The 26,691-nt window shown below is 66.9% G+C and carries 26 protein-coding genes and 1 tRNA gene; 13 read left to right on the top strand and 14 right to left on the bottom strand.

The genetic code is table 11. The features are described 5' to 3' along the window. Positions 1–23 precede the first annotated feature (23 nt). A complete protein-coding gene (locus tag CFB41_RS14155; protein ID WP_089440958.1) occupies positions 24–530 on the top strand; it encodes a hypothetical protein in 507 nt (168 codons plus the stop codon). Here the strand turns inward: CFB41_RS14155 and CFB41_RS14150 are convergent. The 3 genes from CFB41_RS14150 to CFB41_RS14140 form a co-directional block, all read right to left on the bottom strand. Continuing rightward, the gene (locus tag CFB41_RS14150) at positions 524–1,978 is read right to left on the bottom strand and encodes a DEAD/DEAH box helicase (RefSeq protein WP_089456874.1); all 1,455 of its coding nucleotides are present in this window, start codon (positions 1,976–1,978) and stop codon (positions 524–526) included. The two genes, CFB41_RS14155 and CFB41_RS14150, sit on opposite strands and share 7 nt — an antisense overlap. Before the next feature lie 134 nt (positions 1,979–2,112). Further along, positions 2,113–3,411: a cytochrome c gene (locus tag CFB41_RS14145; protein WP_089440956.1), complete on the bottom strand. Its 1,299-nt coding sequence runs from the start codon at positions 3,409–3,411 to the stop codon at positions 2,113–2,115. A 19-nt stretch (positions 3,412–3,430) separates the two neighbouring features. Further along, entirely contained in the window at positions 3,431–4,195 is a 765-nt protein-coding gene (locus CFB41_RS14140; protein ID WP_027789194.1) for a c-type cytochrome, read from the bottom strand. 379 nt (positions 4,196–4,574) lie between these two features. On the opposite strand from CFB41_RS14140, the gene CFB41_RS14135 reads away from it, so the two are divergent. Then, on the top strand, positions 4,575–5,507 hold the full coding sequence (locus CFB41_RS14135) for a CopD family protein (protein ID WP_089456873.1): 933 nt from the start codon (positions 4,575–4,577) through the stop codon (positions 5,505–5,507). A gap of 153 nt (positions 5,508–5,660) precedes the next feature. On the opposite strand, the gene dgoD is transcribed toward CFB41_RS14135, so the two are convergent. Beyond that, positions 5,661–6,809 carry a galactonate dehydratase gene (dgoD, locus tag CFB41_RS14130; protein WP_039359979.1) on the bottom strand — a complete coding sequence of 383 codons (1,149 nt, stop codon included), beginning with the start codon at positions 6,807–6,809 and terminating at the stop codon, positions 5,661–5,663. A 163-nt stretch (positions 6,810–6,972) separates the two neighbouring features. Between dgoD and CFB41_RS14125 the strand changes: the two genes are divergently transcribed. Next, positions 6,973–7,656 carry a FadR/GntR family transcriptional regulator gene (locus CFB41_RS14125; protein WP_089456872.1) on the top strand — a complete coding sequence of 228 codons (684 nt, stop codon included), beginning with the start codon at positions 6,973–6,975 and terminating at the stop codon, positions 7,654–7,656. 17 nt (positions 7,657–7,673) lie between these two features. Here the strand turns inward: CFB41_RS14125 and CFB41_RS14120 are convergent, their stop codons facing one another. Beyond that, positions 7,674–7,919: a DUF1272 domain-containing protein gene (locus CFB41_RS14120; RefSeq protein WP_069248784.1), complete on the bottom strand. Its 246-nt coding sequence runs from the start codon at positions 7,917–7,919 to the stop codon at positions 7,674–7,676. 155 nt (positions 7,920–8,074) lie between these two features. Between CFB41_RS14120 and CFB41_RS14115 the strand changes: the two genes are divergently transcribed. Then, on the top strand, positions 8,075–8,422 hold the full coding sequence (locus tag CFB41_RS14115; protein WP_089457197.1) for a GFA family protein: 348 nt from the start codon (positions 8,075–8,077) through the stop codon (positions 8,420–8,422). Positions 8,423–8,456: 34 nt separating this feature from the next. On the opposite strand, the gene CFB41_RS14110 is transcribed toward CFB41_RS14115, so the two are convergent. Further along, positions 8,457–11,561: a transglycosylase domain-containing protein gene (locus CFB41_RS14110; protein ID WP_089456871.1), complete on the bottom strand. Its 3,105-nt coding sequence runs from the start codon at positions 11,559–11,561 to the stop codon at positions 8,457–8,459. Between the two features lie 421 nt (positions 11,562–11,982). Between CFB41_RS14110 and CFB41_RS14105 the strand changes: the two genes are divergently transcribed. After that, positions 11,983–12,375 carry an MAPEG family protein gene (locus CFB41_RS14105; protein ID WP_089456870.1) on the top strand — a complete coding sequence of 131 codons (393 nt, stop codon included), beginning with the start codon at positions 11,983–11,985 and terminating at the stop codon, positions 12,373–12,375. A gap of 155 nt (positions 12,376–12,530) precedes the next feature. Next, complete coding sequence (locus CFB41_RS14100; protein WP_039359956.1) at positions 12,531–12,815, top strand: PAAR domain-containing protein; 285 nt, start codon at positions 12,531–12,533, stop codon at positions 12,813–12,815. Positions 12,816–12,876: 61 nt separating this feature from the next. On the opposite strand, the gene CFB41_RS14095 is transcribed toward CFB41_RS14100, so the two are convergent. Further along, positions 12,877–13,188, bottom strand: a complete 312-nt coding sequence (locus CFB41_RS14095) for a cupin domain-containing protein (protein WP_089456869.1) — start codon at positions 13,186–13,188, stop codon at positions 12,877–12,879. A gap of 81 nt (positions 13,189–13,269) precedes the next feature. After that, positions 13,270–13,953 carry a DJ-1/PfpI family protein gene (locus CFB41_RS14090; RefSeq protein WP_089440948.1) on the bottom strand — a complete coding sequence of 228 codons (684 nt, stop codon included), beginning with the start codon at positions 13,951–13,953 and terminating at the stop codon, positions 13,270–13,272. A gap of 115 nt (positions 13,954–14,068) precedes the next feature. On the opposite strand from CFB41_RS14090, the gene CFB41_RS14085 reads away from it, so the two are divergent. From CFB41_RS14085 to CFB41_RS14075, 3 genes are all read left to right on the top strand, one after another. Beyond that, the gene (locus tag CFB41_RS14085) at positions 14,069–15,040 is read left to right on the top strand and encodes a GlxA family transcriptional regulator (protein ID WP_089456868.1); all 972 of its coding nucleotides are present in this window, start codon (positions 14,069–14,071) and stop codon (positions 15,038–15,040) included. 178 nt (positions 15,041–15,218) lie between these two features. Continuing rightward, a complete protein-coding gene (locus tag CFB41_RS14080; RefSeq protein ID WP_089456867.1) occupies positions 15,219–16,193 on the top strand; it encodes a LysR family transcriptional regulator in 975 nt (324 codons plus the stop codon). 156 nt (positions 16,194–16,349) lie between these two features. Continuing rightward, positions 16,350–17,138: a hypothetical protein gene (locus CFB41_RS14075; RefSeq protein WP_089456866.1), complete on the top strand. Its 789-nt coding sequence runs from the start codon at positions 16,350–16,352 to the stop codon at positions 17,136–17,138. Positions 17,139–17,195: 57 nt separating this feature from the next. Here CFB41_RS14075 and CFB41_RS14070 read toward each other — a convergent pair whose 3' ends face one another. From CFB41_RS14070 to CFB41_RS14040, 6 genes are all read right to left on the bottom strand, one after another. Continuing rightward, entirely contained in the window at positions 17,196–17,540 is a 345-nt protein-coding gene (locus CFB41_RS14070; protein WP_089456865.1) for a hypothetical protein, read from the bottom strand. Positions 17,541–17,543: 3 nt separating this feature from the next. Further along, positions 17,544–17,918, bottom strand: a complete 375-nt coding sequence (locus CFB41_RS14065) for a hypothetical protein (RefSeq protein ID WP_089456864.1) — start codon at positions 17,916–17,918, stop codon at positions 17,544–17,546. Between the two features lie 168 nt (positions 17,919–18,086). Further along, positions 18,087–18,163 (bottom strand) — tRNA-Met (locus CFB41_RS14060). Between the two features lie 158 nt (positions 18,164–18,321). Then, positions 18,322–19,980, bottom strand: a complete 1,659-nt coding sequence (locus tag CFB41_RS14050) for an MFS transporter (RefSeq protein ID WP_089456862.1) — start codon at positions 19,978–19,980, stop codon at positions 18,322–18,324. A 236-nt stretch (positions 19,981–20,216) separates the two neighbouring features. Continuing rightward, positions 20,217–21,773 carry a sensor histidine kinase gene (locus CFB41_RS14045; RefSeq protein ID WP_089456861.1) on the bottom strand — a complete coding sequence of 519 codons (1,557 nt, stop codon included), beginning with the start codon at positions 21,771–21,773 and terminating at the stop codon, positions 20,217–20,219. Positions 21,774–21,790: 17 nt separating this feature from the next. Continuing rightward, on the bottom strand, positions 21,791–22,519 hold the full coding sequence (locus tag CFB41_RS14040) for a response regulator transcription factor (protein WP_041492943.1): 729 nt from the start codon (positions 22,517–22,519) through the stop codon (positions 21,791–21,793). A 186-nt stretch (positions 22,520–22,705) separates the two neighbouring features. Here CFB41_RS14040 and recA point away from each other — a divergent pair, with 186 nt between their 5' ends. The 4 genes from recA (at position 22,706) to sucC (ending at position 26,638) form a co-directional block, all read left to right on the top strand. Next, positions 22,706–23,779, top strand: coding sequence for a recombinase RecA (recA, locus tag CFB41_RS14035; RefSeq protein ID WP_089440940.1), 1,074 nt, complete (start codon positions 22,706–22,708; stop codon positions 23,777–23,779). Next, positions 23,779–24,648, top strand: a complete 870-nt coding sequence (gene recX, locus CFB41_RS14030; protein ID WP_089456860.1) for a recombination regulator RecX — start codon at positions 23,779–23,781, stop codon at positions 24,646–24,648. Before recA ends, recX begins: the two co-directional genes overlap by 1 nt. Before the next feature lie 146 nt (positions 24,649–24,794). Beyond that, the gene (locus CFB41_RS14025) at positions 24,795–25,403 is read left to right on the top strand and encodes a DUF2889 domain-containing protein (protein ID WP_089456859.1); all 609 of its coding nucleotides are present in this window, start codon (positions 24,795–24,797) and stop codon (positions 25,401–25,403) included. A gap of 68 nt (positions 25,404–25,471) precedes the next feature. After that, positions 25,472–26,638, top strand: a complete 1,167-nt coding sequence (gene sucC / locus CFB41_RS14020) for an ADP-forming succinate--CoA ligase subunit beta (protein WP_006477915.1) — start codon at positions 25,472–25,474, stop codon at positions 26,636–26,638. Positions 26,639–26,691: the final 53 nt, after the last annotated feature.

Below are 26,691 nucleotides of genomic sequence, written 5' to 3'. Positions count from 1 at the left end.
CTTTCCACCGGGGCCACGCCATCATGACCGATACCCATCGCCACGCGCTCGAACAATGGACGTTCGACGCGTGGCCGCCGGCCGTCGTCTCGTTGTTCGACGGTACCGCGCTCGAGCGTCATGCCGACTTCGCCGCGTCGCTGATCGTCGCGACCGACGATGGCCAGTTGCGCACGACGCTGCTCGGTGTCGGCGAAATCTATGCACACGATGCGCGCACGCTGCTGCTGGCGCTCTGGCCGCAATCGCGTGCGGCGCGCGCGATCGCGCAACGGCGGTCGGCCGCGTTGACGCTGGTCGCGGACGGCGCGTTCTTTCAGGCGCAATTGAGGATGGCGCCGCTCGAAGGAGACTTCGGCGGACTGGCCGGATTCGCTGCGACGATCGCGCATGGCGATGCGCAGCGGGTCGGCTATGCGCGTCTCGCGACAGGTGTCACGTTCACGCTGGAAGGGGCGCGCGCCGAAGTGCTCGCGCGCTGGCAACGCCAGGTCGAGCACCTGCGGCGCGCAGCCGCACGGCTTCAGTGACCGCGCTGGCCGCTGCGCGACGAGCGGTTGCGGTTCGCGTGCGCGGCATTGCCGTTCGCCGGGCGCGCGCTGTTGCCGCCACCGGCCGGACGTCCACCGTTACCGCCGGCGCCACCTTGCCCTTGCGTGCGCGGCTTCGCGGCCTTCTGCTGGGTCGCCTTCGGTTGCGCATTGCCGTCGCGTTTCGCGGCCGGCTGGCCTGAGCCGCCTGCGCGCGGCTGGCGATTGCCGCCGCCACCGCCACCGCCACCGCCGCGCGGCTGTTGCTGCCCGCGGCGCTGCTGGATCGGCTCCGGCTTCGCGTTCGGATCGGGTTCGAAGCCCGCGATCACTTCCTGCGGAATCTCGCGCTTGATCAGCCGCTCGATGTCGCGCAGCAGCTGCTTCTCGTCGACGCACACGAGCGACACGGCTTCGCCGGTCGCGCCCGCGCGGCCCGTGCGGCCGATCCGGTGCACGTAGTCTTCCGGCACGTTCGGCAGGTCGAAGTTGACGACGTGCGGCAGCTGGTCGATGTCGATCCCGCGTGCGGCGATATCGGTCGCGACGAGCACCTGCAGCGTGCTGTTCTTGAACTCTGCCAGCGCGCGCGTGCGGGCCGACTGGCTCTTGTTGCCGTGGATCGCCATCGCGCTGATGCCGTCCTTCGTCAGTTGCTCGGCAAGCCGGTTCGCGCCGTGCTTCGTGCGCGTGAACACGAGCACCTGGAACCAGTTGTGTTCGCGGATCAGGTGCGTGAGCAGCTCGCGCTTGCGGTCGCGGTCGACCGGATGGATCTTCTGCGCGACGCTTTCGGCGGTCGTGTTGCGGCGTGCGACCTCGATCAGCGCGGGCGAGTCGAGCAGGCTGTCGGCGAGCGCCTTGATCTCGTCGGAGAAGGTGGCCGAGAACAGCAGGTTCTGGCGCTGCGGCGGCAGCTTTGCGAGCACGCGCTTGATGTCGTGGATGAAGCCCATGTCGAGCATCCGGTCGGCTTCGTCGAGCACGAGGATGTCGAGGTCCGACAGATCGATCGTCTTTTGCTGCATGTGATCGAGCAGGCGGCCCGGCGTCGCGACGACGATGTCGACGCCGCGCTTGAGCGCATCGATCTGCGGGTTGATGCTGACGCCGCCGAACATCACGGTCGAGCGCAGCTTCAGGTACTTGCTGTACGCACGGACGCTTTCCTCGACCTGTGCGGCGAGTTCGCGCGTCGGCGTGAGGATCAGCGCGCGCACTGCGCGCTTCGCGCCGCGATGTTCCGCGTAGAACGTATGCAGGCGTTGCAGGATCGGCAGCGTGAAGCCGGCGGTCTTGCCGGTGCCGGTCTGCGCGCCGGCGAGCAGGTCGCCGCCGCCGAGGACGGCCGGGATCGCCTGTTGCTGGATCGGGGTCGGCGATGTGTAGCCGAGCTCGTTGACCGCCTTGACCAGCGGTTCGGCCAAGCCGAGAGATTCGAAAGACATAGATACCACTCTTCAGTTTTATGATCGGCGACGTCGCGCGCGGCCCGCGCGGGAGGTGACATCGCAAAATGCAAAATGCAAAAGGGCGCGGCCGCGGTTTCCCGCAGCCGCGCCCCGTTTGTGTCAGCCGCTTCTTAGTCGAGCGGCGCGGAACGCAGGTCGCTCACCTGTTGCGGCGAGATCGGCGTACCGTTGTTGCCCCACGATACCCGGATATACGTGACGACCGCCGCAACTTCCTGGTTCGACAGCGACTGGGCGAACGGCGGCATCCCGTACGGACGCGGATTCTTGAACGTGCTCGGCGGATAGCCACCATTCAGCACCATGCGGATCGGGTTGACGGCCGATTCCATCATGATCGAGTGGTTGCCCGCGAGCGGCGGATACGCCGGCGGCTTGCCCGCGCCGTTTTCGGCGTGGCAGGTCGCGCAGTTGTCCGCGTAGATCTTCTTGCCCTGCTCGAACAGCGCGTTGCCGAACTGCTTCGACGGCTCGTACTGCATGTTCTTCGGCGCTTCGGCCTTCTGCGGGATCGACTTCAGGTACGTCGACATTGCGCGCGTATCTTCGTCGGTCATGTACTGCAGGCTGTTGTGGACCACATCCGCCATCGGGCCGAACACCGCGCCCTTCTGCGACACGCCGGCCTGCAGCAGGTCGGACAGCTCCTGCACGTGCCAGTCGCCGAGGCCGAGTTCCTTGTCGTTCGTCAGCGACGGCGCATACCAGTTCTGCAGCGGGATCAGGCCGCCGGCGAATGCCGAGCCCGTCACCGGGCCGCCCATCATGTTGATCGACGTGTGGCACATCGAGCAGTGGCCGAGGCCTTCGACGAGGTATGCACCGCGGTTCCATTCGACCGATTTGGTCGGATCCGGCTTGTATTCGCCTTCCTTGAAGAACAGCGTGCGCCAGCCGATCAGCAGGTTGCGGTTGTTGAACGGGAACTTCAGTTCATGCGGACGGCTCGGCACCGACACCGGCGCGACCGAGCGCAGGTACGCGTAGATCGCGTCCGAATCCGCACGCGTGACCTTCGTGTAGCTTGCGAACGGGAAGCCCGGGTAGAGCAGGCTGCCGTCCTTCGAACGACCGGTGTGCATCGCGCGGTAGAAGTCGTCCGACGTCCACTTGCCGATGCCATCCTTGTCGTCCGGCGTGATGTTCGGCGTATACATCGTGCCGAACGGCGTCGCCATCGGCAGGCCGCCCGCGAACGACTTGCCGCCGCGCACGGTGTGGCACGCGATACAGTCGCCGACGCGCGCGAGGTATTCGCCCTTCTTGATCAGCGCGGCCTGGTCGGCCGGCGTGGCTGCGACGGCGGACGCGCCGTGCAGCGTGTCGTTGCCCGGCCACAGGACCGGCACGAGGGCGGCAGCCGCGACGATCGCGACGGCCGAGAGTGCAAACAGGGACTTGCGTTTCATTGTGTCTGTCTCCCTTGCCTTATTGCGGTTCGCTGCCGCAGGCGAGCGGAGTCTTCATCGAACGCGCCGGAGCCGGCACGGGGTTGGCGGGCGCCGGTTGCGCGGCAAGCCATGCGGTCACGGCCGTCACGTCTTCGTCGGAAAGCTTCGAAGCGACTTCATGCATGCAGTCAGGCGCCTTTGCGTGACGGTTGCCCGAACGCCATGCGCCGATCTGCGCGCTCAGGTAGTCGGCGTGCAGGCCGACCAGGCCCGGGATCGCCGGCTGCATGCCGGTCAGCGTCGCGCCGTGGCAGGCCACGCAGGCCGGCAGCTTGCGGGACGGGTCGCCTTGCGTGACGAGCTGCTTGCCGCGCGCGAGCGTCGCGGCCGGCAGCGTCGGCTTCGCCGGCGTCGGGTACGGCGGGCGTTCGGCCGAGAAGTGCTCGGCCATTTCACGCAGGTAGTCGTCGTTCAGGTACGTCAGCAGGTAGTTCATCGGCGGGTACTTGCGCCGGCCGTCACGGAAGTTGACGAGCTGGTTGTACAGGTACTCGGCCGGCTTGCCGGCAAGACGCGGGAAGTAGTCGTTGTCCGTGCCCTGGCCGTGGACGCCATGGCAGGCCGTACAGCCGCGCACACGCTCGGCCATGGTATCGGGTGCCTTGAGCGGCGCCTGCTGGGCGTGCGCTTGCTCCGTGGGCTTGGTCTGCGCTTGGGCAGCGCTCATAAGGCCCGCGCCGCCGAACATCAGAACGGCGAGCAGCGGACGGAAGAGGCGTCTTGAAGACACACGAGACTCCATGTTTATTCGACGGGGACCTGTTGTCCGGGCTACGATCGGCTCGGCGCATGACGGCAAGGCAGCCGGGCTGCTGCGACGCGGCATTCTATCATCGATGGGTAATGACGGCTATTTGGCAAAAGGTCATCGGTTCCTGTCCGTTTGCGACTTGCGACAATTTGACGCGCATTGCGACGTGTCGGTGTGAACCGGCGTGCGTTTTCCCCATCGAAGACCGTACACTCGCGGGTCGCGCGGCGCCGCCTCCGCCGCAGGTCCAGTCATTTCTCCCGTTTCCGGATTCATCGATGACGTTTTCTACCGTGCCGTTGCCTTCCTCACGCTGTCCATCCCGTTGCCGCCATCTCGTCGGCCTGCCGCTGTCGGGAGGGGGTGCGCGATGAAGTTCGACAGCTTGTGGATCGGTCAGGTCGCGCTTGCGGCGCTGATGGACGCGGCGTTCGCGATGGCGGTCGGCTCGGCGCTGCTCAAGGCATGGCTCGGCAAGGACGGCGCACGTCCGGTCGTCGCGCCGTCGCATCCCGCGTGGCTGCGCGCGCAACATTCGCTGGTCGCGGCGGCGCTGGCGCTGGTGCTCGCGGATCTCGGCTGGCTCGTCTACGAGGCGGCGACGATGAGCGGGGCGGGGCTCGGCGGCGCGTTCGCCGCGATTCCCGTGATGCTGATGCAGACGCATACGGGCTTCGCGTGGAGCGTTGCGTTCGCCGGCGCCGTGGTGCTTGCGATCGTCGCGCTGGCGAAGCCGGAGGGCCCGGTTGCACACGCGGTGCTGTGGCTCGCGGTGATCGTGGTCGCGGCCGGCAAGGCGTCGCTCGGCCATGCGGCCGATACGGGCGCGCTGTCCGCGGCGGTCGGCGTGCAGACGCTGCACATGCTCGCAACGGCCGTGTGGGGTGGCCTCGTGCTCGCGGGCGGGCTCACGGTGCTGCCGGCGCTCGGGTCGTCGGTCGCGCGCGGCGCGCTGATCCGCATCGGCCAGCACCTGTCGCGTACGTCGATCGTCGCGGTCGTCTTCGTGCTCGGCACCGGCGCGCTCAATGCGCTCCGCGGGCTCGGCGGTTCGCTCGCGCCGCTCGACGGCAGCACGTGGGGGCGCGTGTTGCTGCTGAAGCTGCTGCTCGTCGCGCTCGCGCTCGTGCTCGGCGGCCTGAACCGCTTCGCGGCGCTGCCGCGCCTGCGCCGCACAGCGTCGACCGAGGATGCGCACACGTTCCGCAACATCCTGCATCTCGAGGCGCTGACGATGATCGGCGTGTTCGTCGCGGCCGCCGTGCTGTCGTTCAGCGTGCCGGGGTTCGCGGCGATCGGCTGACGGCAGGGCGCGCGCGGCGCGCTACAAGGCCGCCGTCGCGCATCCGGCACGTGCCGGGCGCCGCACCGCGCATGCAAAAACGGCTGCCCGTCGGCAGCCGTTCTCGAATCGATACCGGCCGCGCGCGCCGAAGCCGCGCGCCGCGCATCGCGCTCACCACTCGGCGACGCTGCCGTCCTCGTGACGCCACACCGGGTTGCGCCAGCGGTGCCCCGTCTTCGCCATCTCGCGCACCTTCTCCTCGTTCACGTCGATGCCGAGCCCCGGGCCCTGCGGGATCGCGACGAAGCCGTCCTCGTAGCGGAATACCTCGGGGTTGCGCAGGTAGTCGAGCAGGTCGTTGCCCTGGTTGTAGTGGATGCCGAGGCTCTGCTCCTGGATGAACGCGTTGTAGCTGACCGCGTCGAGCTGCAGGCACGCGGCGAGCGCAATGGGCCCAAGCGGGCAGTGCAGCGCGAGCGCGACGTCGTAGCTCTCCGCGAGCGTCGCGATCTTGCGGCACTCGGTGATGCCGCCCGCGTGCGATGCATCGGGCTGGATGATGTCGACGTAGCCGCCTGCGAGGATGTGCTTGAAATCCCAGCGCGAGTAGAGCCGCTCGCCGAGCGCGATCGGCGTGTTGGTCTGGTTGACGATGTCGCGCAGCGCCTCGGCGTTCTCCGACAGCACCGGCTCCTCGATGAACATCAGCTTGTACGGATCGAGCTCCTTCGCGAGCACCTTCGCCATCGGCTTGTGCACGCGGCCGTGGAAGTCGACGCCGATCCCGACGTGCGGGCCGACCGCGTCGCGCACCGCCGCGACGTTCGCGATCACCTGCTCGACCTTGTCGTAGGTGTCGACGATCTGCAGCTCCTCGGAGCCGTTCATCTTCACGGCCTTGAAGCCGCGCTCGACCACCGCGCGCGCATTGTTCGCGACGTCGCTCGGCCGGTCGCCGCCGATCCACGAATACACCTTGATGCGATCGCGCACCTGGCCGCCGAGCAGCGCGTGCACGGGCACGCCGTGATGCTTGCCCTTGATGTCCCACAGCGCCTGGTCGACGCCCGCGATCGCGCTCATCGTGATCGGACCGCCGCGGTAGAAGCCCGCGCGGTACATCACCTGCCAGTGATCCTCGATCAGCAGCGGATCGCGGCCGACCAGATAGTCGGCGAGTTCGTGCACGGCGGCCTCGACCGTGTGCGCGCGACCCTCGACGACCGGTTCGCCCCAGCCGACGATCCCTTCGTCGGTTTCGATCTTGAGGAACAGCCAGCGCGGCGGGACGACGAAGGTTTCGAGGCGGGTGATTTTCACGGTGCGAGTCTCCAGGGTTGACCGGCGCGGGCAGTCGGGCGCGGCGCACGGTCGCGTGCTTTCACGGTTATCCTAGCGCAGCCCGTTAAAAAATAGTATTAATAGCACTATTGTGCAGATAGTGGGCAGCCGGCGCGCCCGGGCACCGGCATAACGGAGAACGATCATTCGACGCGACCTGCATGGACAAACGGCCTTCCGGCTCGCCACGGCGATCCTGCGCGGCGACTACCCGCCCGAGTCGCTGCTGCCGAGGGAGCCCGACCTGATGGCGATGTACGGCGTGAGCCGCACGGTGATGCGCGAGGCGCTGCGTACGCTCACGTCGAAGGGGCTGGTCGAGTCGCGGCCGAAGATCGGCACGCGCGTGCGGCCGCGCGGCGTCTGGAACCTGCTCGACGCCGACCTGCTCGACTGGTACGCGCGTGTCGCGCCGCCGATCGCGTTCGCGCTGAAGCTGCAGGAGATGCGCGAGATGGTCGAGCCGTACGCGGCCGCGCTTGCCGCGCGCATGCATACGCCGGAGACGTTCGACGCGATCGACGGCGCGGCGCGCGCGATGGCCGCCGCGCGCAACGTCGACGAATGGGTACGCGCCGACCTGCGCTTTCACCTGAGCGTGCTCGAGGCCGGCGGCAACGAACTGCTCGTGCCGCTCGGCGCGCTGATCGATCGCACGCTCGAGGCGCAACTGCATCTGAATGCGCGCCGCGCGGACGTGTACAACGCGTCGCTCGCCGAGCATACGGCCGTCAGCGACGCGATCCGCGTGCGCGACGAGGACGGTGCGCGCCGCGCGATGGCGGCGCTGCTCGCGGTGACGCGCGCACGGATCGAGATGTCGTGACGGGAGGGGCGGGGCCGTCAGGCGTTCGCGCAGCCGCCCGGCTTGTGGATGCGTTCGGTGGACGCCGGGTACTTCGCGAGCAGGCTCGCCGGCCGTCGCGGGCGCACGACCAGGTCGCCGCCGCAGTTCGGGCAGCGGCCCTTCAGCACGTCGTCGGCGCAGGTCGCGCAGAACGTGCATTCGAACGTACAGATGCGTGCATCCGCCGAATCGGGCGGCAGGTCCTTGTCGCAGCATTCGCAGCCGGGGCGCAGTTCGAGCATGACGGTTTTCCTTGGTTTGGACAGGGTCGGGACGGGCGCCGCTCGGACATTGCGTGCGGTGCATGTGCGCGCTACTGTACCCGCTTGGATCGGCCCGGCCAACGGTGTTCCGCCGGGGCGCCGTCGATGCGCACGGGCCGCACCGGGAGACGACCATGCTTTATCGCGGAAGCTGTCACTGCGGCGACGTGAAGTTCGAGGCGGAAGGCGACCTGCAGGGCGTGATGGCGTGCAACTGCTCGATCTGCCGGCGCAAGGGCGCGCTGATGTGGTTCGTGCCGCGCGACCACATGACGCTTCTCACGCCCGATGACGCTCTCGCCACCTACATGTTCAACAAGCACGTGATCCAGCACCGCTTCTGCAAGCGCTGCGGGATTCACCCGTTCGGCGAGGGCGTCCACCCGAACGGCACCGCGATGGCTGCGATCAACGTGCGCTGTCTCGAGGATGTCGATATCGACGCGCTGCCGGTCACGCACTACGACGGCCGCTCGCACTGAGCGGCGCGTCGGCGCACGGACGGACGCGCGGCCGTCAGGACGGTTGCGGCGCGGTCGCGGCGCCCGGCGCGGGCGTTTCCGCCTGCGGGGCGGGGCCCGCGGTGCGCGTGCCGGCCGGGCGCTCGATCAGCGGCGCGAGCGCCGGCGCCATCGACTTCAGCAACTGCACGGCCATCGCGCTCGTGAAGTCGTAGCGCGCCGCATACGGCTCGTGCGCCGTGGCGGTCAGGACCCCGAAGAACCGGTCGCCGAGCACGAACACGAAGGTGCCGCTGCGGTTCACCTTGCGCGACTCGATCAGTCGCGCGCCACGCGCATAGACGTTGAAGCGCTGGTCGCCCGTGCCCGTCTTGCCGTACACGTCGAGCGTCTTGCCGTCGGGCAGCGTGAAGCCGCCCGCGAGGCGGCGCGCGGTGCCGTTGAGCACGACGTCGCGCAGCAGCGTGTGCGCCACGTTGACGATCTCCGGCGACAGCATCGGCTGCGGCCGGGCGACCGCGCGCTCGAAGTGCGTTTCGTACGGCGTGCCCTTCGCGAAGTCGAGTCGCGTGATCGTCTCGGTCGGTGCCTTCTGGCCGCCGTCCGCGATCAGGCCGATCAGTTTCGCGAGTGCGTCGGGCTGGTCGCCCGATGCGCCGATCGCGGCCGCGTACGACGGCGTGACTTCCGCGAACGGGTAGCCGAGCGCGCGCCACGACTTGGTGATTTCCGCGTACGCGCGCAGCTCGACCATGCGGCGGATGCGACGGTCCTGGGTCGCGTGGTAGCGCGTCTTGTACAGCCACGAGTACGTGTAGAAACGCGTATCGCGGCTGTCGCGCTGGACGTCGGCGAGCGACGCCGACGGATGCGCGCGCAGGTAGTTGAGCGTCCACAGCGCGAGCGGATGCACGCTCGCGATATAGCCGCGATCGTTGAGGTTGAAGCGGTCGATCGCGTACTTCGCGTAGAGCCTGGCGAGATCGTCGTCGGACAGCGTCGCGGCCGGCGTGCCCTTCAGTTGCATGCGCATCTGCGTATCGAACCACGCGAGCGATTCGTTCGGTGCGACGCTGCGCAGCACCGTCGCGATCTTCGGCGGCGATTTGCGCACGTCCTTCAGCATCAGCGCGAGCGCGTCGTCGGGCGCCTTGCCCGCATAGCGCGTGTAGTAGCGCTTCACGTAGACCCGGCTTTCGCCGTCGACGAACTGCTGCAGGTAATGCCGGCGCTGCTCCGGATCGCCGAGCCACGATGACGACGGGCCGGCCGCCTGCAGCGTCTCGTAGTGGACGATATCGCGCATCAGCCGCACGAACACGAGGTTGACCGAATGCTCGAACGCCGTGTGCAGCGTCAGGATGCGGCCGTTGTCCGACTTCTCGAAGTTCGAGAACACCTGCGCGCCGCCGCCCGTGTAGAACACGTCGGGGCTCGCCGAATACTTGCGTTCGACGGCCGCGTCGAGCATCGCCTGCAGCGAGCGGTCGCGCGTATGCGACAGGTAGTCGAGCGCCCAGTGCGACAGCCCGTCGATCGGGTCGGGCTTCACGCGCGCCAGCTCGGCGTTCGACAGGTTCGCGTAGCGCGCATGCAGGTCGGACACGATCTGCAGGTACGTGATCAGCGTGCGCAGCTTCGCGGTCGAGCCGAGGTTGATGCGGCCACCGCGATTCACGTCGAACGGCTCGTTCACGCTGTCGGTCTGCACGCGCAGCAGGTTCGCGCCGTTGCGGTGTTCGTACAGCGTGAAGCTGTAGGTGAGGTGCGACGGGTCGTCCTTCGGCGCGAGCATCTCGAAACCGTACAGGCCGGCCTTCTGCGCCCCGTCGCGCGTCGACGCCTGGGCGAGCCGTTCGGCGACCGCCTGCTGCACGCGGTTGTCGAGCGTGCTGGTCGCCTGCAGGTCGAACTGGTCGAGCTGGTACAGGTCGCTGATGCCGAGCGCCGACAGCAGCGACGCGCGCGCGGACGTCACGGCCTTGCGCGACACGAACGACTGCACGTGCGCGGCGGCCGGCGGCGCGCTGCGTTCGATCTGCGCGGCAAGCGCGGCGTCGCGCAGCGCGGGCGAAATCACGCCGCCGTTCGACAGCAGCCGCAGATAGCTGTCGGTCAGCTTCTGCAGGGCCGGGTAGCCGCGGTTGAGGAAGTACGACGGCGCGCGCTGCGCGATGATCAGCGATAGCACCTCGCGGAACGTCTTGCCTTGCTCGTCGACGTTGTCGCCGGTCGTCGGCGCGGACAGGATCCGGTTCACGTCGTTGAAGTCGCGGCCGTACCACGCGGCGAGACCGTCGCCGATACCGGTGATTTCGCCGATATGCGGCCGCGCGGCGAGCGGCACCGAATTCAGGTAGCGCACGACGATGGTGCGGCGCGCGAGCATCGTCTGCGGGCCGTTCAGGTACGCGCGCACCGACGCGGACGCGATCTGCCGCAGCTTCTCGGGCGGCGTCGCGGTACGCCCCTCGGGCGAATGGCGGAACTTCTCGATCTGCGTTGCGAGCGTGCTGCCGCCCGGGCGCGCCTGGTGGCGGTTGACGACGTGCAGCGCCTGGTCGGCGACCGCGCGGCCGAAGCGCCCCCAGTCGATCGCCGGGTTGCGGTTCGGTTCGTTCGCATCGAGCAGGTAGCGATCCTCGATGAACAGCAGCGAATCGACCACCACGCGCGGCACCAGGTCGAAGTCGGCGTAGACGCGCTGCGGGAACACGGTCGCGAACAGCGGCGCGCCGGTCGAGTCGAACAGCATCAGGCCCGCCTGGTCCTTTTCTTCAAACGGGAGGAACAACCCGCGTTCGCCGAGCGACAGCATCCGCTGCGAATCGCGCGCCTGCTTGCTGACGACGAAGCCGCGCGCGAGCAGCCGCTCCTGGAACGCCGGAATCATCGCGTAGCCGAGGCGCTGGTCGTAGGGGCCGTTCGCGGGGAAGCGGATGTGATCGCTCGGGCCCGTCTCGACCGTGTAGCCGACATCGCGGGTGAGCTCGGACAGGTAGTGCGCCTGCAGCCGGGACGTTTCGATCTCGCTCTGCACGAGTCGCGCAACGATCGCCACGGCGATCAGCAGCGCGGCCAGCAAAGACCACTTGACCCACGTCCAGACCGATGCGGGACCGGTCACGCGCGGCAGGATACGATTCAGCGGCCGATTCATGGCGGCGTCTCCCTGAAGGCGCGGGCTCCGGCCGCACCCCATTAAGGATTAGTGTAGTCCTCCGCAGCGGGCTGCCAAGGGCGTTCACTACCGAGATGCGTCGGCGCAACGCGCGTGCCCGCGACGCGCTGTCACCCGCGTTGCATTGCGATGGTGCATGCCGTTGCCGCGTAACGTATGCGCGTTTCGTGCCGGGGGCGTCGTACGGCGGGGTGGGTCGTGGGCAGGCCGGACGGCTGGGCCGGCGGGGACAATGCACAGGTTTCGTACGGCGCGGCGGAGCGACAATTGGGATCGGAACCCGACCGTAAAATTGTGTCCGGCGCACGGCGATGCTGAGGGTTTCCGTGATGGTCGCGTGTGTCGGTCACGGGTACGATCATTGGATCTGCGGCGCATTTCCGCGTTTGCCGGGAGTCCCATGCCGATCCACCCCGTCGCGCTCGGTTGCACGGCCATTCTCGGGCTGCTGCTGTTCGGGCTCGGGCTCGTCGTGTCCGTCACGCGGTTCCGGTGCACGACCGGTTCCGGGTGCGCGCCCGATCCCGCGAACGGGTTGCACAAGATCGTGCGTGCGCACGGCAACACGGCCGAATACGCGCCGTTTCTCGCGGTGCTGTTTCTCTATTTCGGCACACACGATCCATCGCGCGCGATCCTGGCGCTGATCGTCGCGGCGACCGCGTGCCGCTGCCTGCTCGTGATCGGCCTGCTTGCGTGGCCGACGATGGCCGACCCGAATCCCGTGCGTTTCGTCGGTGCGCTCGGCACGTATCTGTGCGGCGCCGCGCTGTGTCTCGCGCTGTTCGTCTGAATGGCGGCGCCGGCGGCATTCGGCACGGGTCCTGATCCGGGAGGCGGCTGCGGCGGGCGGTGATATGCTCGCGGGACGCCCGCGATCGACGGGCAGATTCCGACTGCCTGCGCGCTGCCGCGTCGCACGGCATTTCCGAGGGAAGAACCGACAACATGAGCCGCAAATTCATTCTGAAGGGCGACACGACCGACCACGGCGGCGTCGTGCTCGAAGGGATCGCCAATTCGTCGTTCGACGGACGGGAACTCGCCTATCTCGGCGCAGCGGTGTTCTGCGCCGCCTGCAAGTCGCCGGGCGTGATCGTGTCCGACGGCGGCGAGCGGACGATGACCGTGATGGGCAAGGTCGTCGCGCTCGAACACGACCTGTGCCAGTGCCTGTGCACGCCGCAGCCGAAGCTGATCGCGTCGCAGGCCACCGGGACGATCACCGGGTGAAACCGGCCGCGCGGAGGCGGCGGTTGCCATCCGCGCGGCATCGACACCCGGCCGCGGGCCGTCAGACGCTGCCTTCGGTTTCGATCACGAGGATGCGTGCTTCGCCGAGCGGATGCGCGACGTGCTCGGTGCCGGCCGATGCGTGGAACACGTCACCCGTTTCGAGCACCGTCGCGTGCTCGGCGCCTGCTTCTCGGTAGCGCATCTCGACGCGACCGTCGAGCACCGCGAACACTTCCTCGCCGTCGTTGACGTGCCACCGATACGGCTGGTCGGTCCAGTGCAGGCGGACCGTGATGCCGTTCAGGTTCGCGATGTCGAGCGCGCCCCATGCGCGGTCCGCCGTGAACGCCGCGCTGCGGATGATGTTCATCGATGCGTTCTCCCGCGCGAATGCGCGTCGTTCTCGTCTTCCAGTCTTCGAGCGTTCAAGTCAATTTTCCGGCGTCGGCATTCAGCGCGACATCGCGCGCAGCGCCTGTTCGATCGTCGCCTTGCGCGTCGCGAAACCCGCCGCCGACCGCTCGGTGACGCGCTTCACGACCGCTGCCGGTGCGGTGTCGGGCGAACCGGCATCGAACGGCGGTGCCGGCGCGTACTCGAGTTGCAACTGGATCGCCTGCGCTGCTTCTTCGCCGGCCAGCTCCGCGGCGATCGTCAGTGCGAAGTCGATGCCGGCCGTGACGCCGCCGCCCGTGATCAGGTTGCCGTCGCGCACCACGCGCTCGTGCACCGGCACTGCGCCGAGCGGTTCGAGCAGCGAGTGGAACGCCCAGTGCGTCGTCGCGCGCCGCCCGCGCAGCAGGCCGGCCACGCCCAGCAGCAGCGCACCCGTGCACACCGACGTCACGTAGCGCGCGGCGGCCGCGCGCTGCTGCACGAACGCGATCGTTTCGGCATCGAGCAGCAGCGCGTTGATCCCGATCCCGCCCGGAATGCAGATCACGTCGAGCGGCGGACAGTCGTCGAACGTGCAGGTCGGCGCGAGCGCGAGCCCGCTGCTCGACGCGACGGCGTCGCGCGACTTCCAGACCAGATGAACGGTGGCGTCGGGCAGCGACGCGAGCACGTCGTGCGGGCCGGTGAGATCGAGTTGCTGGACGCCCGGAAACACGAGAAAGCCGATATGCAGGGACATGCGAAGACTCCGATTGGATGGGGCGGGCCGTAGCTTGTACGGGATGGACAGGTCGATTCTAGGCGCGTAGTGTTTGGCGAAATTGCCATATCACCCACTTTTTCAGCCAATCATCATGCCTGCCGCCCCGCGTTCGATCCTGGTCCTCGCGTTCCCTCGTGCCCAACTGCTCGACGTGTCGGGGCCGCTGCAGGTGTTCGCGTCCGTCAACGAGCTGGCTCAGGAGCGCGGCGAGCCGGCGCCGTATGCGCCGCGCGTGATCGCGGCCGAGGCGGGGCCCGTCGAGACGTCGTCGGGTCTGGTCGTGATGGCGGAATCGCTGCGCGCGGCTGCGCGCCATCCCGACACGCTGATCGTCGCCGGCGGCAAGGGCGTGCATGCGGCATCGAAGGATGCGCGGCTGGTGCGTTGGGTGCGGCAGCAGGCGGCGCGCACGCGGCGCGTGGCATCGGTCTGCACCGGCGCCTTCCTGCTCGCCGAGGCAGGCCTGCTCGACGGGCGGCGTGCGGTCACGCACTGGGCGCGCTGCGACGAATTCGCGGCACGCTATCCGAATGTGCGCGTCGAATCCGATCCGATCTTCATCCGCGAAGGTGCGTTGTGGACGTCGGCCGGCGTGACGGCCGGCATCGATCTCGCGCTCGCGTTGGTCGAGGAGGATCTCGGGCGCGCGACCGCCCTCGACGTCGCGCGCGAACTCGTCGTGTTCCTGAAGCGTCCGGGCGGGCAGGCCCAGTTCAGCACGATGCTGTCGATGCAGCGCACCGACGACCGGTTCGGCGAACTGCACGCATGGATGGCCGAGCACCTGACGGGCGACCTGTCGGTGCCGGCGCTGGCCGAGCGCGTGCGCATGAGCGAGCGCAGCTTCGTGCGCCACTATCGCGCCGGAACCGGCCGCACGCCCGCGCGCGCGGTCGAGCAGATCCGCGTCGAGGCCGCGCAACGCCTGCTCGGCGAAACGGCGTGGCCCGTCAAGCGGATCGCCGCGCGTTGCGGCTTCGGCTCGGAGGAGACGCTGCGCCGCTGTTTCGTGCGCGTGCTGGGCGTGTCGCCGCAGGGGTATCGCGAGCGATTCGTGCGGTGATGCGCGGCGTGCGACCGGCGGGGCCGGAACGATCGCCGCGTGGGACTGGACGGAAATCGATCGCTTTCCAGTGCGAAACGCCGAAACTATTCAGGATCGGAGAACAATGGGTGGGGACTTGTGCCGCGCCCGTCGTGCGCTCTATTCTGTTCCGTTGGCGATTCGAAGGGGGAGCAGCATGGACCGAATCCAGGCAATGGAAGTTTTTACCCGCGTGGTCGACGCGAACAGCTTCACGCGCGCGGCCGACACGCTCGCGATGCCGCGCGCGTCGGTGACGACCATCATCCAGAATCTCGAGGCGCTGCTCGGCGTGCGCCTGATGCATCGTACGACGCGCAGGCTGTCGCTGACGCCGGAAGGTGCGGCGTACTACGAGCATTGCATGAAGATCATCTCGGAGATCGCGGAGGCCGACGCGAGTTTCCAGACCGGTAACCGCAAGCCGAGCGGCGTGTTGCGCGTTCACATGCCGAGTTCGCTCGGGCGACGCATCGTGCTGCCGTCGCTGTCGATTTTCCGGCAGCGCTATCCGGACATCACGCTCGAACTGGGGCTCTCCGACCGCTACGTGGATCCGGTCGAGGAGGGAATCGACTGCATGATCCGGGTCGGGCCGCTGGAGGATTCGTCGATGGTCGCGCGGCGGATCGGGATGCTGAAGCGCGTGACTTGCGCGTCGCCCGATTACCTCGCGCGTCACGGCGAGCCGCACGAGATTGCAGATCTCGCCGAACATCACGCGGTGAATTTTCGATCGAGCCACGGTGCGCGGGCGATTCCGTGGGTGTTCATGATCGACGGCAAGCCGTTCGAGGTGCGGATGAACGGGAGCGTCACGGTCAACGATTCGGATGCCTACGTGACGTGCGGGCTCGAAGGGTTCGGGATGATCCAGCCGACGCTGTTCATGGTGCTGCCGCACCTGCTCGACGGCTCGCTGGTCGAGGTGCTGCCGGACTGCAATCCGAAGCCGAAGCCGATTTCGATCGTCTATCCGCACAACCGGCATCTGTCGCAGAAGGTGCGCGTGTTCGCCGACTGGATCGCGGAGGTGTTCGAGTCGACGCCGTCGCTGGAAGGGGGGGAGAACTGGCGGGGGCGGGTGGGGGTGCAGGCGGCGAAGGTGCAGAGAGGGGCGGTGGCGGCGTGAAGCGGTCGAATCCCTGACAACCACGGCAGTTATCTTTTAATCGAGTGATGCGTTAAATTCGCGACGCGGCGTGCCACATCTCGTTGTGAGGCTGCGGCCCGGGCGACTGCGGCCACAAGAAATACTCGCGATCAAGGGGGAACCGTGCCGAAGTCCATGACGATCATTCGACGCCTGGCGTGCCTGACCAGCGCGCTGGCGCTCGGCGCGTGCTCGAGCGACTGCAGCAACCTGTTTTCCAGCAATCATTCAACGGCGTGCAATCTTGCGTGGGGCGCAGCGATTGTGGCCGTCGCGCCCGTTGCATTGGTGTCCAGTGCAATCGACGATCACAGGCAAAATGCGCGCGAAGAGGAAACCTGGAAGCGGTGGCAGGCGGGCGATCCGCCCGTTGTTGCGCGATGCGTGGTCAATTGTCAGTTGCCGTTGCGCGTGACTCAGTCCGACTCCGGTGAGTACAAGCAGCTCTTCGCGCGCAGTCTCGATCAAATCATCGCGTGGTGGGGCGAGCACCCGACGCCCGGCCAGCTTCCGGTCGTGGCCGTGGCCTACCAATACAAGGGGCAGCGCCTGATGGAGTCGGATCCGGCTGCGGCGGAAGCTTATCTGCGCAAGGCGGCGGTCATGGTGGCCGAGCCGGAAATGGCCGAAGGCCTCGAATCAGACTATTTTCCGGTGGGCGTCGTATCGAACAACAAGGGGTACTACGAGAAGGCGGCACAGGAGATTCAGGAAAGCCTGATGATCTTGCGCTTCAGAAAGAATGGAACGAGCGCCGACGATTTCAGGTGTCAGCCCATTGCGGCATGGCCACCGAGTTACCCGGTGAAACTGGATGACGCTTGCCGTCACGCGTACCAGGGCCTTTACGATCCTGAGTACAAGAAGATTTCCTATACGTATCAGCGTATCGACAGCGTTTATGAGCCGGTTCGTCCGAAGTAACGCGCGCATCTCGTCGCAGGGGCGGCGTGCCCGATCGGCGGCGCGGTTGGCTGCCGATCAGAGCGGCAGTCTGCCGATGCGCGGATTCAGGCACGCATAGACGAGGCTGAAGGCGAGCAGCGCGAACAGCAGCGACGTGACGATGCGGGCGACCGTGCGTGTGCGTTCGATCCGGATGAAGAGCGTGCCGCCGACGAGCATCAGCGCCGCGCCGACGTAGAAATCGTTGGCGAAATCGCCGAGGTCGCGTTCGACGCGGCTGTCCGCGAAGCTCATGTAGTCGTAGCTCAGCAGGCGATGCAACTGGTCGGGCGTCGACAGGTTGACGAACGTGCCGGCGACGGGCACGAGCCCGATCAGCGTGAACAGCGTGGCGATGACGATCATGATGCGTTGCTTCATCGGTCAGCCCACGTTGTAAAGCGCCTGGATTTGCGCGTTGACGAGCACGATCAGCATGATGACGGCCCAGCCGAGCACGAGCGCGAAGCGCCTGCGGCTGCGGTGGGCGTCAAGTGCAAACAGCGCGGCCATGGCGTTGAGTGAGGCCAGCACCAGCACGTAGAAGCGGCTGGCGAACAGGTTAGCCTCGGGGATCGCGCGGTCGACGTGATTGACCCAGTGATAGGTGATCGGCTTCAAGGCGAGGCCTTCGCCGATCACGGCGGGGTCGAGCAGGCGGGAGAGGGGCGGCGCACCGGCGGCGGCATAGCAAAGCACGACGGCCGCGAGTGCGAGAGCGGCGGTGCGCCATGGCTTGTCGGGGGTGGTCGGGATCATCGGGTGACGTCGGCCGTGTGATGGACGGCGTCATTGTGCCTGGGAAGCAGGGCGGTGTTGATGCACGACTGAGGGGCGGCGAAAGCTGGCTCGTGAAAGCGGAACCGGCGCATCGGAAGATGCAAATGAAAAAGCCGCTGTTTCTTTCGAAACAGCGGCTCTCGCATTTGGTGGCGAATCAGGGATTCGAACCCCGGACCTGCGGATTATGATTCCGTCGCTCTAACCGACTGAGCTAATTCGCCGAAGACTTGAATTATGTCGATCAACCGGCCGGCTGTCAATACCTTTTTCCATCTTTCCCGAAAAAAGTTGCCGGCGGCCCATGCCGGCTTTCATTGCGGGCGGGAGTCGGTCCTCGGAAGGAGGCCTTCCGCCGACCGTCCCCGCTGCGCAGCCGCCATCAATCCTGCGCGTAGATGTTCGAGTCCTTCGTCTCCTTGACGAACAGCAGGCCGATCACGAACGTGGCCAGCGCGATCACGATCGGATACCAGAGGCCCGAGTAGATGTTGCCCTTCGCCGCGACGATCGCGAACGCGGTGGCCGGCAGGAAGCCGCCGAACCAGCCGTTGCCGATGTGATAGGGCAGCGACATCGACGTGTAGCGGATCCGCGTCGGGAACATCTCGACCAGCATCGCCGCGATCGGGCCGTAGACCATCGTCACGTAGATCACGAGGATCGTCAGGATCACGATCGTCATCGGCCAGTTGAGCTGCGCCGGGTCCGCCTTCGCCGGGTAGCCGGCCGCCTTCAGCGTCGACGCGAGCGTCTTGTCGAACGCTGCGCCCTGCGCCTTCGCGTCGGCCGCCTTGCCTTCATAGGCGGGGATCACCGTGTCGCCGACCTTGATCTGGGCCGTCGCGCCAGCCGGTGCCGCGACGTTCTCGTAGTTCAGGCCGGCCTTCGCGAGCGCGCTCTTTGCGACGTCGCACGAGTTCGTGAACTTCGACGTGCCCACCGGGTTGAACTGGAACGAGCAGGCGGCCGGATCGGCGATGACCGTGATCGGCGCCTTCTGCGTCGCGACCTCGAGCTGAGGGTTCGCGTAGTGCGTGAGCGCCTTGAACAGCGGGAAGTAGGTCAATGCCGCGATCAGGCAGCCCGCGAGGATGATCGGCTTGCGGCCGATCTTGTCCGACAGCGAACCGAAGAACAGGAAGAACGGCGTGCCGATCAGGAGTGCGATCGCGATCAGGATGTTCGCACTCGCACCATCCACCTTCAGCGTCTGCGTGAGGAAGAACAGCGCGTAGAACTGGCCCGTGTACCACACGACGGCCTGGCCGGCGGTCAGGCCGACGAGCGCGAGGATCACGATCTTCAGGTTCTTCCACTGGCCGAACGCTTCGGTCAGCGGCGCCTTCGATGTCTTGCCTTCCGCCTTGATGCGCAGGAACACCGGCGATTCGTTCAGCTGCATCCGGATCCACACCGACACCGCGAGCAGCAGGATCGACGCGACGAACGGCACGCGCCAGCCCCAGCTGCCGAACGCTTCCTCGCCGATGAACGTGCGCACGCCGAGGATCACGAGCAGCGACAGGAACAGGCCGAGCGTGGCGGTCGTCTGGATCCACGCGGTGTAGAAGCCGCGACGGTTGGCCGGCGCATGCTCGGCGACGTAGGTCGCCGCGCCGCCGTACTCGCCGCCGAGCGCGAGGCCCTGCAACAGCCGCATCGCGATGAAGATCACGGGGGCGGCGATGCCGATCGACGCGTAGCCGGGCAGGAAGCCGACCACGAACGTCGAGACGCCCATGATCACGATCGTCACGAGGAACGTGTGCTTGCGGCCGACGAGGTCGCCGAGGCGGCCGAACACGATCGCGCCGAACGGCCGCACCGCGAAGCCGGCCGCGAAGCCGAGCAGCGTGAAGATGAAGGCGGCGGTCGGATTGACGCCGGAGAAGAAACTCTTGCTGATGTAGGCCGCGAGCGAGCCGGCCAGGTAAAAGTCGTACCACTCGAACACGGTGCCGAGCGACGACGCGAAGATCACTTTCTTCTCTTCGCCCGTCATCGGCGAGTGGGAAATTTGCCCGCCTAACGTTGCCATGAGTCGTCTCCAAGTCCCTTGATATAGATGTGCGGCCGCCTTGGGTGGGCGGGCCTGTCGAGGATTATTGGTACGGAAACTTACGGCCGACTGACTCGCGCGTGCAAAACGACTGCAGGTTAACCCGCGCCGAACCGGTGGTTTTATGCGTCCATCGTGCAGTGAAGTGCTTTGATTTTCTGTTAAATCGCCGGTTTTGGCTCAATCGTGGCATGCTGCGGCGGCGCCCGTCAGGGTTAATCCGGGGCGGCTTCGGCCAGCGGCAGGCTGACGCGCACGAGTGTGCCGGCGAGGCGCGGTGCGTGCTGGTAGACGTGATCGTCGAGCGTCAGCGTGCCGCCGTGCTGCGTGGCGATCTCGCGCACGATCGCGAGCCCGAGGCCGCTGCCGTCGCCTTCGCGGCCGAGGATCCGGTAGAAGCGCTCGACGACGCGCTCGCGTTCGGCGGCCGGGATGCCCGGCCCGGTGTCCTCGACTTCGAGATGCACGAGCCCCGCCGCGGGCTCGGCGCGCACGCGCACCGTGATGCGGCCGCCGTCCGGCGTGTAGCGGATCGCGTTGTCGATCAGGTTGCCGAGCATCTCGCGCAGCATCACCGGATTGCCGTCGACGTCGAGCCGCGCGTCGTCGGGCGGATCCGGCGGGCCTTCGTAGCCGAGATCCATCCGTTTCGCGAGCGCGGCCTGTACCCAGTCGCGCACCGCGCGCCGCGCGAGCGTCGCGATCTCGACCGGCTCGAACGTCAGCCCGCTCGCGCGGTTCTCGGCGCGCGCCAGCGCAAGCAACTGCGTGACGAGCCGTGCGGCCTGCTCGGAGCTGGTCGCGATCTGCTCGAGCGAGCGCTGCACGTCGGGCGGCACGGGGTGGCGCAGCGCGAACTCGGCCTGCGTGCGCAGGCCCGCGAGCGGCGTCTTCATCTGATGGGCGGCGTCGGCGATGAAGCGCTTCTGCAGCGCCATGTTCTGTTCGAGGCGCGCGAGCAGGTCGTTGAACGACGTGACGAGCGGCTCGATCTCGGGCGGCGCGCGCTGCGCCTCGACCGGCGACAGGTCGTCGGGCCGCCGTGCGCGGATGTGCGCCTGCAGCGCGTTGAGCGGCGCGAGCCCGCGCGACAGCCCGAACCAGACCAGCAGGATCGCGAGCGGCAGGATCACGAACTGCGGCAGGATCACGCCCTTGATGATGTCGTTCGCGAGCGCGTTGCGCTTGTCCAGCGTTTCGCCGACCTGCACGAGCACGGGCTGCGGGCTGCCCGCTTGCGGCAGCGCGACCGTCGTATATGCGACGCGCACGTCGTTGCCGCGCAGCAGGTCGTCGCGAAACATGACGACGCCCGGCGGCGGGCGGTCCTCGTCGCGCGGCAGCGGCATGTCGGCTTCGCCCGCGACCAGTTCGCCGCGTGTGCCGAGCACCTGGAAGTACACGCTGTCGACGTTGTCCGCGCGCAGGAAGTCGCGGGTCTGCTCCGGCAGCGTCAGCTCGGCGACGCCGTTCACCGGATGGATCTGCCGCGCGAGCACATAGGCATTGGTCTCGAGCGCGCGGTCGAACGGGCCGTTCGCGATCGTCTTCGCGACCAGATAGGTGACGGCGATGCTCATCGGCCACAGCAGCAGCAGCGGCGCGAGCATCCAGTCGAGGATTTCGCCGAACAGCGAGCGCGGGCGCGGCGCCTCGGGCGCATCGGTTTCGTCGGGCGGCGCGAACGGGTTCTCGTAGCGCGCGTCGCGCGCCTCGTCGGCGGCCGACGACGGCGCGCCGGTCGGATGGCGGGGATGGGCCGGCGTGGCCATCGCGGCGACGCCCGGGTTCAGCGCAACGGCGTGCCGGCCACCGCGGGCTGGGGCGCTGCCGTGTCGGCCGGCGCGGCGGGCGCGACCTTCTCGAGGCAATAGCCGAGGCCGCGCACGGTCGAGATCCGTACGCCGCTGGGTTCGATCTTCTTGCGCAGCCGGTGCACGTAGACTTCGATCGCGTTGTTGCTGACTTCCTCGCCCCATTCACAGAGATGGTCGACGAGCTGCTCCTTCGACACGAGCCGGCCGATCCGCTGTAGCAGCACCTCGAGCAGGCCGAGCTCGCGGGCGGAGAGGTCGAGCACGTGATCGTTCGCATACGCGATCCGGCCGACCTGGTCGAACGCGAGCGAGCCGTGGCGCACGACGGTCGGGCCGCCGCCCGCGCCGCGCCGGGTCAGCGCGCGCACGCGCGCCTCGAGCTCGTTGAGCGCGAACGGCTTGGCCATGTAGTCGTCGGCGCCGAGGTCGAGCCCCTTCACGCGCTCGTCGACGCTGTCGGCGGCCGTCAGGATCAGCACGGGGAGGTTGGAATTGCGGGCGCGCAGGCGCTTGAGCACGTCGAGTCCGGGCATTTTGGGGAGCCCGAGATCGAGGATCAGCAGGTCGAATGTCTGCATCGACAGCGCGGTATCGGCGTCGACACCGGTCTTCACGTGGTCGACCGCATAGCCCGATTGGCGGAGTGACCGGGTGAGGCCGTCCGCGAGTATGCTGTCGTCTTCCGCGATGAGAATTCGCATGGTGCTGACCGATGGCCGGCGGGGCGTTCGCACCGGCCGGCTGTCTCCGAAGTTATTCGTGTACAACGCTCTGCATTGCGGGCTTGCACAAAACACTGTTTTTTTATACAGTGTCTGCATTCGTGGGCAGCGCTTGAAAGTGGCGCGCCTCTAACAGACGCTGCTCATCATAGCAAAGGACGATTCATGGAAGATAGCAAGAAGGGCTCCGGGATGACCGCCGAGAAGAGCAAGGCGCTGGCCGCCGCGCTTGCCCAGATCGAAAAGCAGTTCGGCAAGGGCTCGATCATGCGCATGGGCGACGGCGAGGCGACCGAGAACATCCAGGTCGTGTCCACGGGCTCGCTCGGTCTCGATATCGCGCTCGGCGTCGGCGGCCTGCCGCGCGGCCGGGTGGTCGAGATCTACGGTCCGGAATCGTCCGGTAAAACCACGCTCACGCTGCAGGTCATTGCCGAACTGCAGAAGCTGGGCGGCACCGCGGCGTTCATCGACGCCGAGCACGCGCTCGACGTTCAATATGCGGCGAAGCTCGGCGTGAACGTGCCGGAGCTGCTGATCTCGCAGCCGGACACCGGCGAGCAGGCGCTTGAAATCACCGACGCACTGGTGCGCTCGGGCTCGATCGACATGATCGTCATCGACTCGGTCGCGGCGCTCGTGCCGAAGGCCGAAATCGAAGGCGAGATGGGCGATTCGCTGCCGGGTCTGCAGGCCCGCCTGATGTCGCAGGCGCTGCGCAAGCTGACCGGCACGATCAAGCGCACGAACTGCCTGGTGATCTTCATCAACCAGATCCGGATGAAGATCGGCGTGATGTTCGGCAACCCGGAAACCACGACGGGCGGCAACGCGCTGAAGTTTTACTCGTCGGTGCGTCTCGACATCCGCCGGATCGGCTCGATCAAGAAGAACGACGAGGTGATCGGCAACGAAACCCGCGTGAAGGTCGTCAAGAACAAGGTGTCGCCGCCGTTCCGCGAAGCGATCTTCGACATCCTGTATGGCGAAGGCATTTCGCGTCAGGGCGAGATCATCGATCTCGGCGTGCAGGCGAAGATCGTCGACAAGGCGGGCGCCTGGTACAGCTACAACGGCGAGAAGATCGGCCAGGGCAAGGACAACGCGCGTGAATTCCTGCGCGAGAATCCGGAAATCGCACGCGAGATCGAGAACCGCATTCGCGAATCGCTTGGCGTGGTCACCATGCCCGACGGTGTAGTCCAGGACGAAGCCGAGGCGATGGACGAAGAAGAGTGATGGTCGGGCGCCGAGGTCAGGCTGGCGAGCCGGAGGAGAGCGACGCGCCCGAAACGGCGGGTCGCTCCGGCCGGCGAACCGGATCCTCGGGCGCCGATCGGCGGGGCGCAGGCAGCGATGCCGCGAACCGCACCGCGACGAGGGCATCCGACGATGCCCTCGTTTCGTTTGAGATTGCCGCACCGGACGATCCGTTCGACGACGATGAATCGTTCGACGCGCACGACCGCTCCCGCCGTCGTGTTTCCGGTGTCAGCTTCCCGGGTGATCGCGCAGCCGATGCATCGGCGCCGGCCAGGGAAGATGTCTATACGCGCAGCAGCCAGCATCCGCGCCGCACACGTCGCGCGTCGGGAGCTTCTTCCAGCACTGCATCAGGTGACGCTCCGGGCGCGACCGAGCGCAAGTCGTCGAAGCCTCAACGATCGCTGAAGGGCCGCGCGCTCGGCTATCTATCCCGCCGTGAATACAGTCGCACGGAACTGGCGCGCAAGCTCGCGCCCTACGTCGGCGAAGACGAATCCGTCGATCCCGTGCTCGATGCGCTGGAACAGGAAGGCTGGCTGTCCGATGCGCGCTTTGCCGAGAGTCTCGTGCATCGTCGCGCGTCGCGTGTCGGCGTCGCACGCATCGTCAGCGAGCTGAAGCGTCATGCGGTGGGCGACACGCTCGTCGAAGAGGTGAATGCGCAGCTCCGCGAGACCGAATGGGCGCGTGCGCAGGCGGTCTGGCGCAAGAAATTCGGTGCACTGCCGCAAACGCCGGCCGAGCGTGCGAAGCAGGCGCGCTTTCTCGCCGCGCGCGGCTTCTCGAGTGCGACCATCGTGAAGTTGCTGAAGGTCGGCGACGATTTCCTGGTCGACGACTGACCGCGCCGATCGCGCGCGTGGCGCGCGATTTTGCTGCAACGCAACCGCTTCTGGACAGGCGGGAATACCCGCCGTTGCGTCAAACTGTCTCAAATACCCAATATGCTAAAATCCATGGGTTTTCCTCTTCGGCCTCAACCTCCAGCATGCCGCTATCCGAGCCCGTGCCCCGTCAGTTGCGACATCAACGCGCAATCCGAGCGGAAGCTTACGAGCGCGGCGACGGCTTGTGGGACATCGAAGCCTGCCTGACCGACCACAAGCCGCGCGATGTCGCGCTTGCGTCGGGCATCCGGCCCCAGGGCCTGCCGATCCACGAACTCTGGCTGCGCGTGACTATCGATCGTGACCTCAATGTCGTCGACGCCGAAGCGTCTTCGGAATGGGTTCCCTATCCCGGTCACTGTCAATCCGCCCCTCCCGCCTATCGGGCCCTCATCGGGCTCAATCTCTTCCGCAATTTCCGCCGCAACGCGAACCGGCTGCTCGCCGGCGTCGCAGGCTGCTCCCATCTCACCGAATTGTGCGCCGTGCTGCCGACGGCAGCGATCCAGGCGTTCGCCGGTGACGTGTGGAACGTGCGCGAGGAGGGGGGCGAAGGGCCGGATCATGACGGCGTGCACGACGAAGCGCCTTTCCAGCTCGGCCGCTGCCGGGCGTTGCGGTTCGACGGCGAGGTCGTGCGGCAGTACTACCCGCGCTGGTATGGCGCGAGCCGGCCGGACGTGCCCGGTGAAGGCAGCACGAAGGAATGAACGGAAATCATTCGAAGAAGCGTCTAAAGCGACTTTTCATCCAACTCTCAGACTGAAGGGAATCACGCATGAAGATTCACGAGTACCAGGGTAAGGAAATCCTGCGGAAATTCGGAGTCGCGGTACCGCGCGGCAAGCCGGCGTTCTCGGTTGACGAGGCCGTCAAGGTGGCAGAAGAGCTCGGCGGCCCGGTATGGGTCGTGAAGGCTCAGATTCACGCAGGTGGCCGTGGCAAGGGCGGCGGCGTGAAGGTGGCGAAGTCGATCGAGCAGGTCCGCGAATACGCGAACCAGATCCTCGGCATGCAACTCGTCACGCACCAGACGGGCCCGGAAGGCCAGAAGGTCAACCGTCTGATGATCGAAGAAGGCGCCGACATCAAGCAGGAACTGTATGTCAGCCTCGTCGTCGACCGTATCTCGCAGAAGATCGTGCTGATGGGTTCGAGCGAAGGCGGCATGGACATCGAAGAAGTCGCCGAAAAGCACCCGGAACTGATCCACAAGGTCATCGTCGAGCCGTCGACGGGCCTGCTCGACGCACAGGCCGACGACCTCGCCGCGAAGATCGGCGTGCCGGCTGCTTCGATTCCGCAAGCACGCGCGATCCTGCAAGGCCTGTACAAGGCATTCTGGGAAACCGACGCATCGCTGGCTGAAATCAACCCGCTGAACGTCTCCGGCGACGGCAAGGTCACCGCACTCGACGCGAAGTTCAACTTCGACTCGAACGCGCTGTTCCGCCACCCGGAAATCGTCGCTTACCGCGACCTGGACGAAGAAGATCCGGCTGAAATCGAAGCGTCGAAGTTCGACCTCGCGTACATCTCGCTCGACGGCAACATCGGCTGCCTCGTGAACGGCGCAGGCCTGGCAATGGCGACGATGGACACGATCAAGCTGTTCGGCGGCGAACCGGCGAACTTCCTGGACGTCGGCGGTGGCGCGACGACCGAGAAGGTCACGGAAGCGTTCAAGCTGATGCTGAAGAACCCGGATCTGAAGGCGATCCTCGTGAACATCTTCGGCGGCATCATGCGCTGCGACGTGATCGCGGAAGGCGTGATCGCCGGTTCGAAGGCCGTGAACCTGAACGTGCCGCTCGTCGTGCGCATGAAGGGCACGAACGAGGACCTCGGCAAGAAGATGCTGGCCGATTCGGGCCTGCCGATCATCTCGGCGGACAGCATGGAAGAGGCTGCGCAGAAGGTCGTCGCGGCTGCCGCAGGCAAGTAAGCGCGCGCTAATGAACACGCATGGCGGCGCGGTTTGCACGCGACGCCAATCGA

The sequence above is a fragment of the Burkholderia sp. AU33803 genome (genome assembly GCF_002223095.1).
Lineage (GTDB): Bacteria > Pseudomonadota > Gammaproteobacteria > Burkholderiales > Burkholderiaceae > Burkholderia.
The sequence above is the reverse complement of the archived record's forward strand: the minus strand, read 5'-3'. Positions and strand labels throughout refer to the sequence as shown.

Coding starts and splice junctions, on each gene's coding strand:
- recA (WP_089440940.1), top strand. CDS start 22,706: ATGGAAGATAGCAAGAAGGGCTCCGGGATGACCGCCGAGAAGAGCAAG.
- CFB41_RS14085 (WP_089456868.1), top strand. CDS start 14,069: ATGCCTGCCGCCCCGCGTTCGATCCTGGTCCTCGCGTTCCCTCGTGCC.
- CFB41_RS14105 (WP_089456870.1), top strand. CDS start 11,983: ATGCCGATCCACCCCGTCGCGCTCGGTTGCACGGCCATTCTCGGGCTG.
- CFB41_RS14090 (WP_089440948.1), bottom strand. CDS start 13,953: ATGTCCCTGCATATCGGCTTTCTCGTGTTTCCGGGCGTCCAGCAACTC.
- CFB41_RS14115 (WP_089457197.1), top strand. CDS start 8,075: ATGCTTTATCGCGGAAGCTGTCACTGCGGCGACGTGAAGTTCGAGGCG.
- recX (WP_089456860.1), top strand. CDS start 23,779: ATGGTCGGGCGCCGAGGTCAGGCTGGCGAGCCGGAGGAGAGCGACGCG.
- CFB41_RS14100 (WP_039359956.1), top strand. CDS start 12,531: ATGAGCCGCAAATTCATTCTGAAGGGCGACACGACCGACCACGGCGGC.
- CFB41_RS14120 (WP_069248784.1), bottom strand. CDS start 7,919: ATGCTCGAACTGCGCCCCGGCTGCGAATGCTGCGACAAGGACCTGCCG.
- CFB41_RS14140 (WP_027789194.1), bottom strand. CDS start 4,195: ATGGAGTCTCGTGTGTCTTCAAGACGCCTCTTCCGTCCGCTGCTCGCC.
- CFB41_RS14135 (WP_089456873.1), top strand. CDS start 4,575: ATGAAGTTCGACAGCTTGTGGATCGGTCAGGTCGCGCTTGCGGCGCTG.
- CFB41_RS14150 (WP_089456874.1), bottom strand. CDS start 1,978: ATGTCTTTCGAATCTCTCGGCTTGGCCGAACCGCTGGTCAAGGCGGTC.
- CFB41_RS14050 (WP_089456862.1), bottom strand. CDS start 19,980: ATGGCAACGTTAGGCGGGCAAATTTCCCACTCGCCGATGACGGGCGAA.
- CFB41_RS14075 (WP_089456866.1), top strand. CDS start 16,350: ATGACGATCATTCGACGCCTGGCGTGCCTGACCAGCGCGCTGGCGCTC.
- CFB41_RS14070 (WP_089456865.1), bottom strand. CDS start 17,540: ATGAAGCAACGCATCATGATCGTCATCGCCACGCTGTTCACGCTGATC.
- CFB41_RS14095 (WP_089456869.1), bottom strand. CDS start 13,188: ATGAACATCATCCGCAGCGCGGCGTTCACGGCGGACCGCGCATGGGGC.
- CFB41_RS14080 (WP_089456867.1), top strand. CDS start 15,219: ATGGACCGAATCCAGGCAATGGAAGTTTTTACCCGCGTGGTCGACGCG.
- sucC (WP_006477915.1), top strand. CDS start 25,472: ATGAAGATTCACGAGTACCAGGGTAAGGAAATCCTGCGGAAATTCGGA.
- CFB41_RS14040 (WP_041492943.1), bottom strand. CDS start 22,519: ATGCGAATTCTCATCGCGGAAGACGACAGCATACTCGCGGACGGCCTC.
- CFB41_RS14025 (WP_089456859.1), top strand. CDS start 24,795: ATGCCGCTATCCGAGCCCGTGCCCCGTCAGTTGCGACATCAACGCGCA.
- CFB41_RS14145 (WP_089440956.1), bottom strand. CDS start 3,411: ATGAAACGCAAGTCCCTGTTTGCACTCTCGGCCGTCGCGATCGTCGCG.
- CFB41_RS14155 (WP_089440958.1), top strand. CDS start 24: ATGACCGATACCCATCGCCACGCGCTCGAACAATGGACGTTCGACGCG.
- CFB41_RS14110 (WP_089456871.1), bottom strand. CDS start 11,561: ATGAATCGGCCGCTGAATCGTATCCTGCCGCGCGTGACCGGTCCCGCA.
- CFB41_RS14045 (WP_089456861.1), bottom strand. CDS start 21,773: ATGGCCACGCCGGCCCATCCCCGCCATCCGACCGGCGCGCCGTCGTCG.
- CFB41_RS14065 (WP_089456864.1), bottom strand. CDS start 17,918: ATGATCCCGACCACCCCCGACAAGCCATGGCGCACCGCCGCTCTCGCA.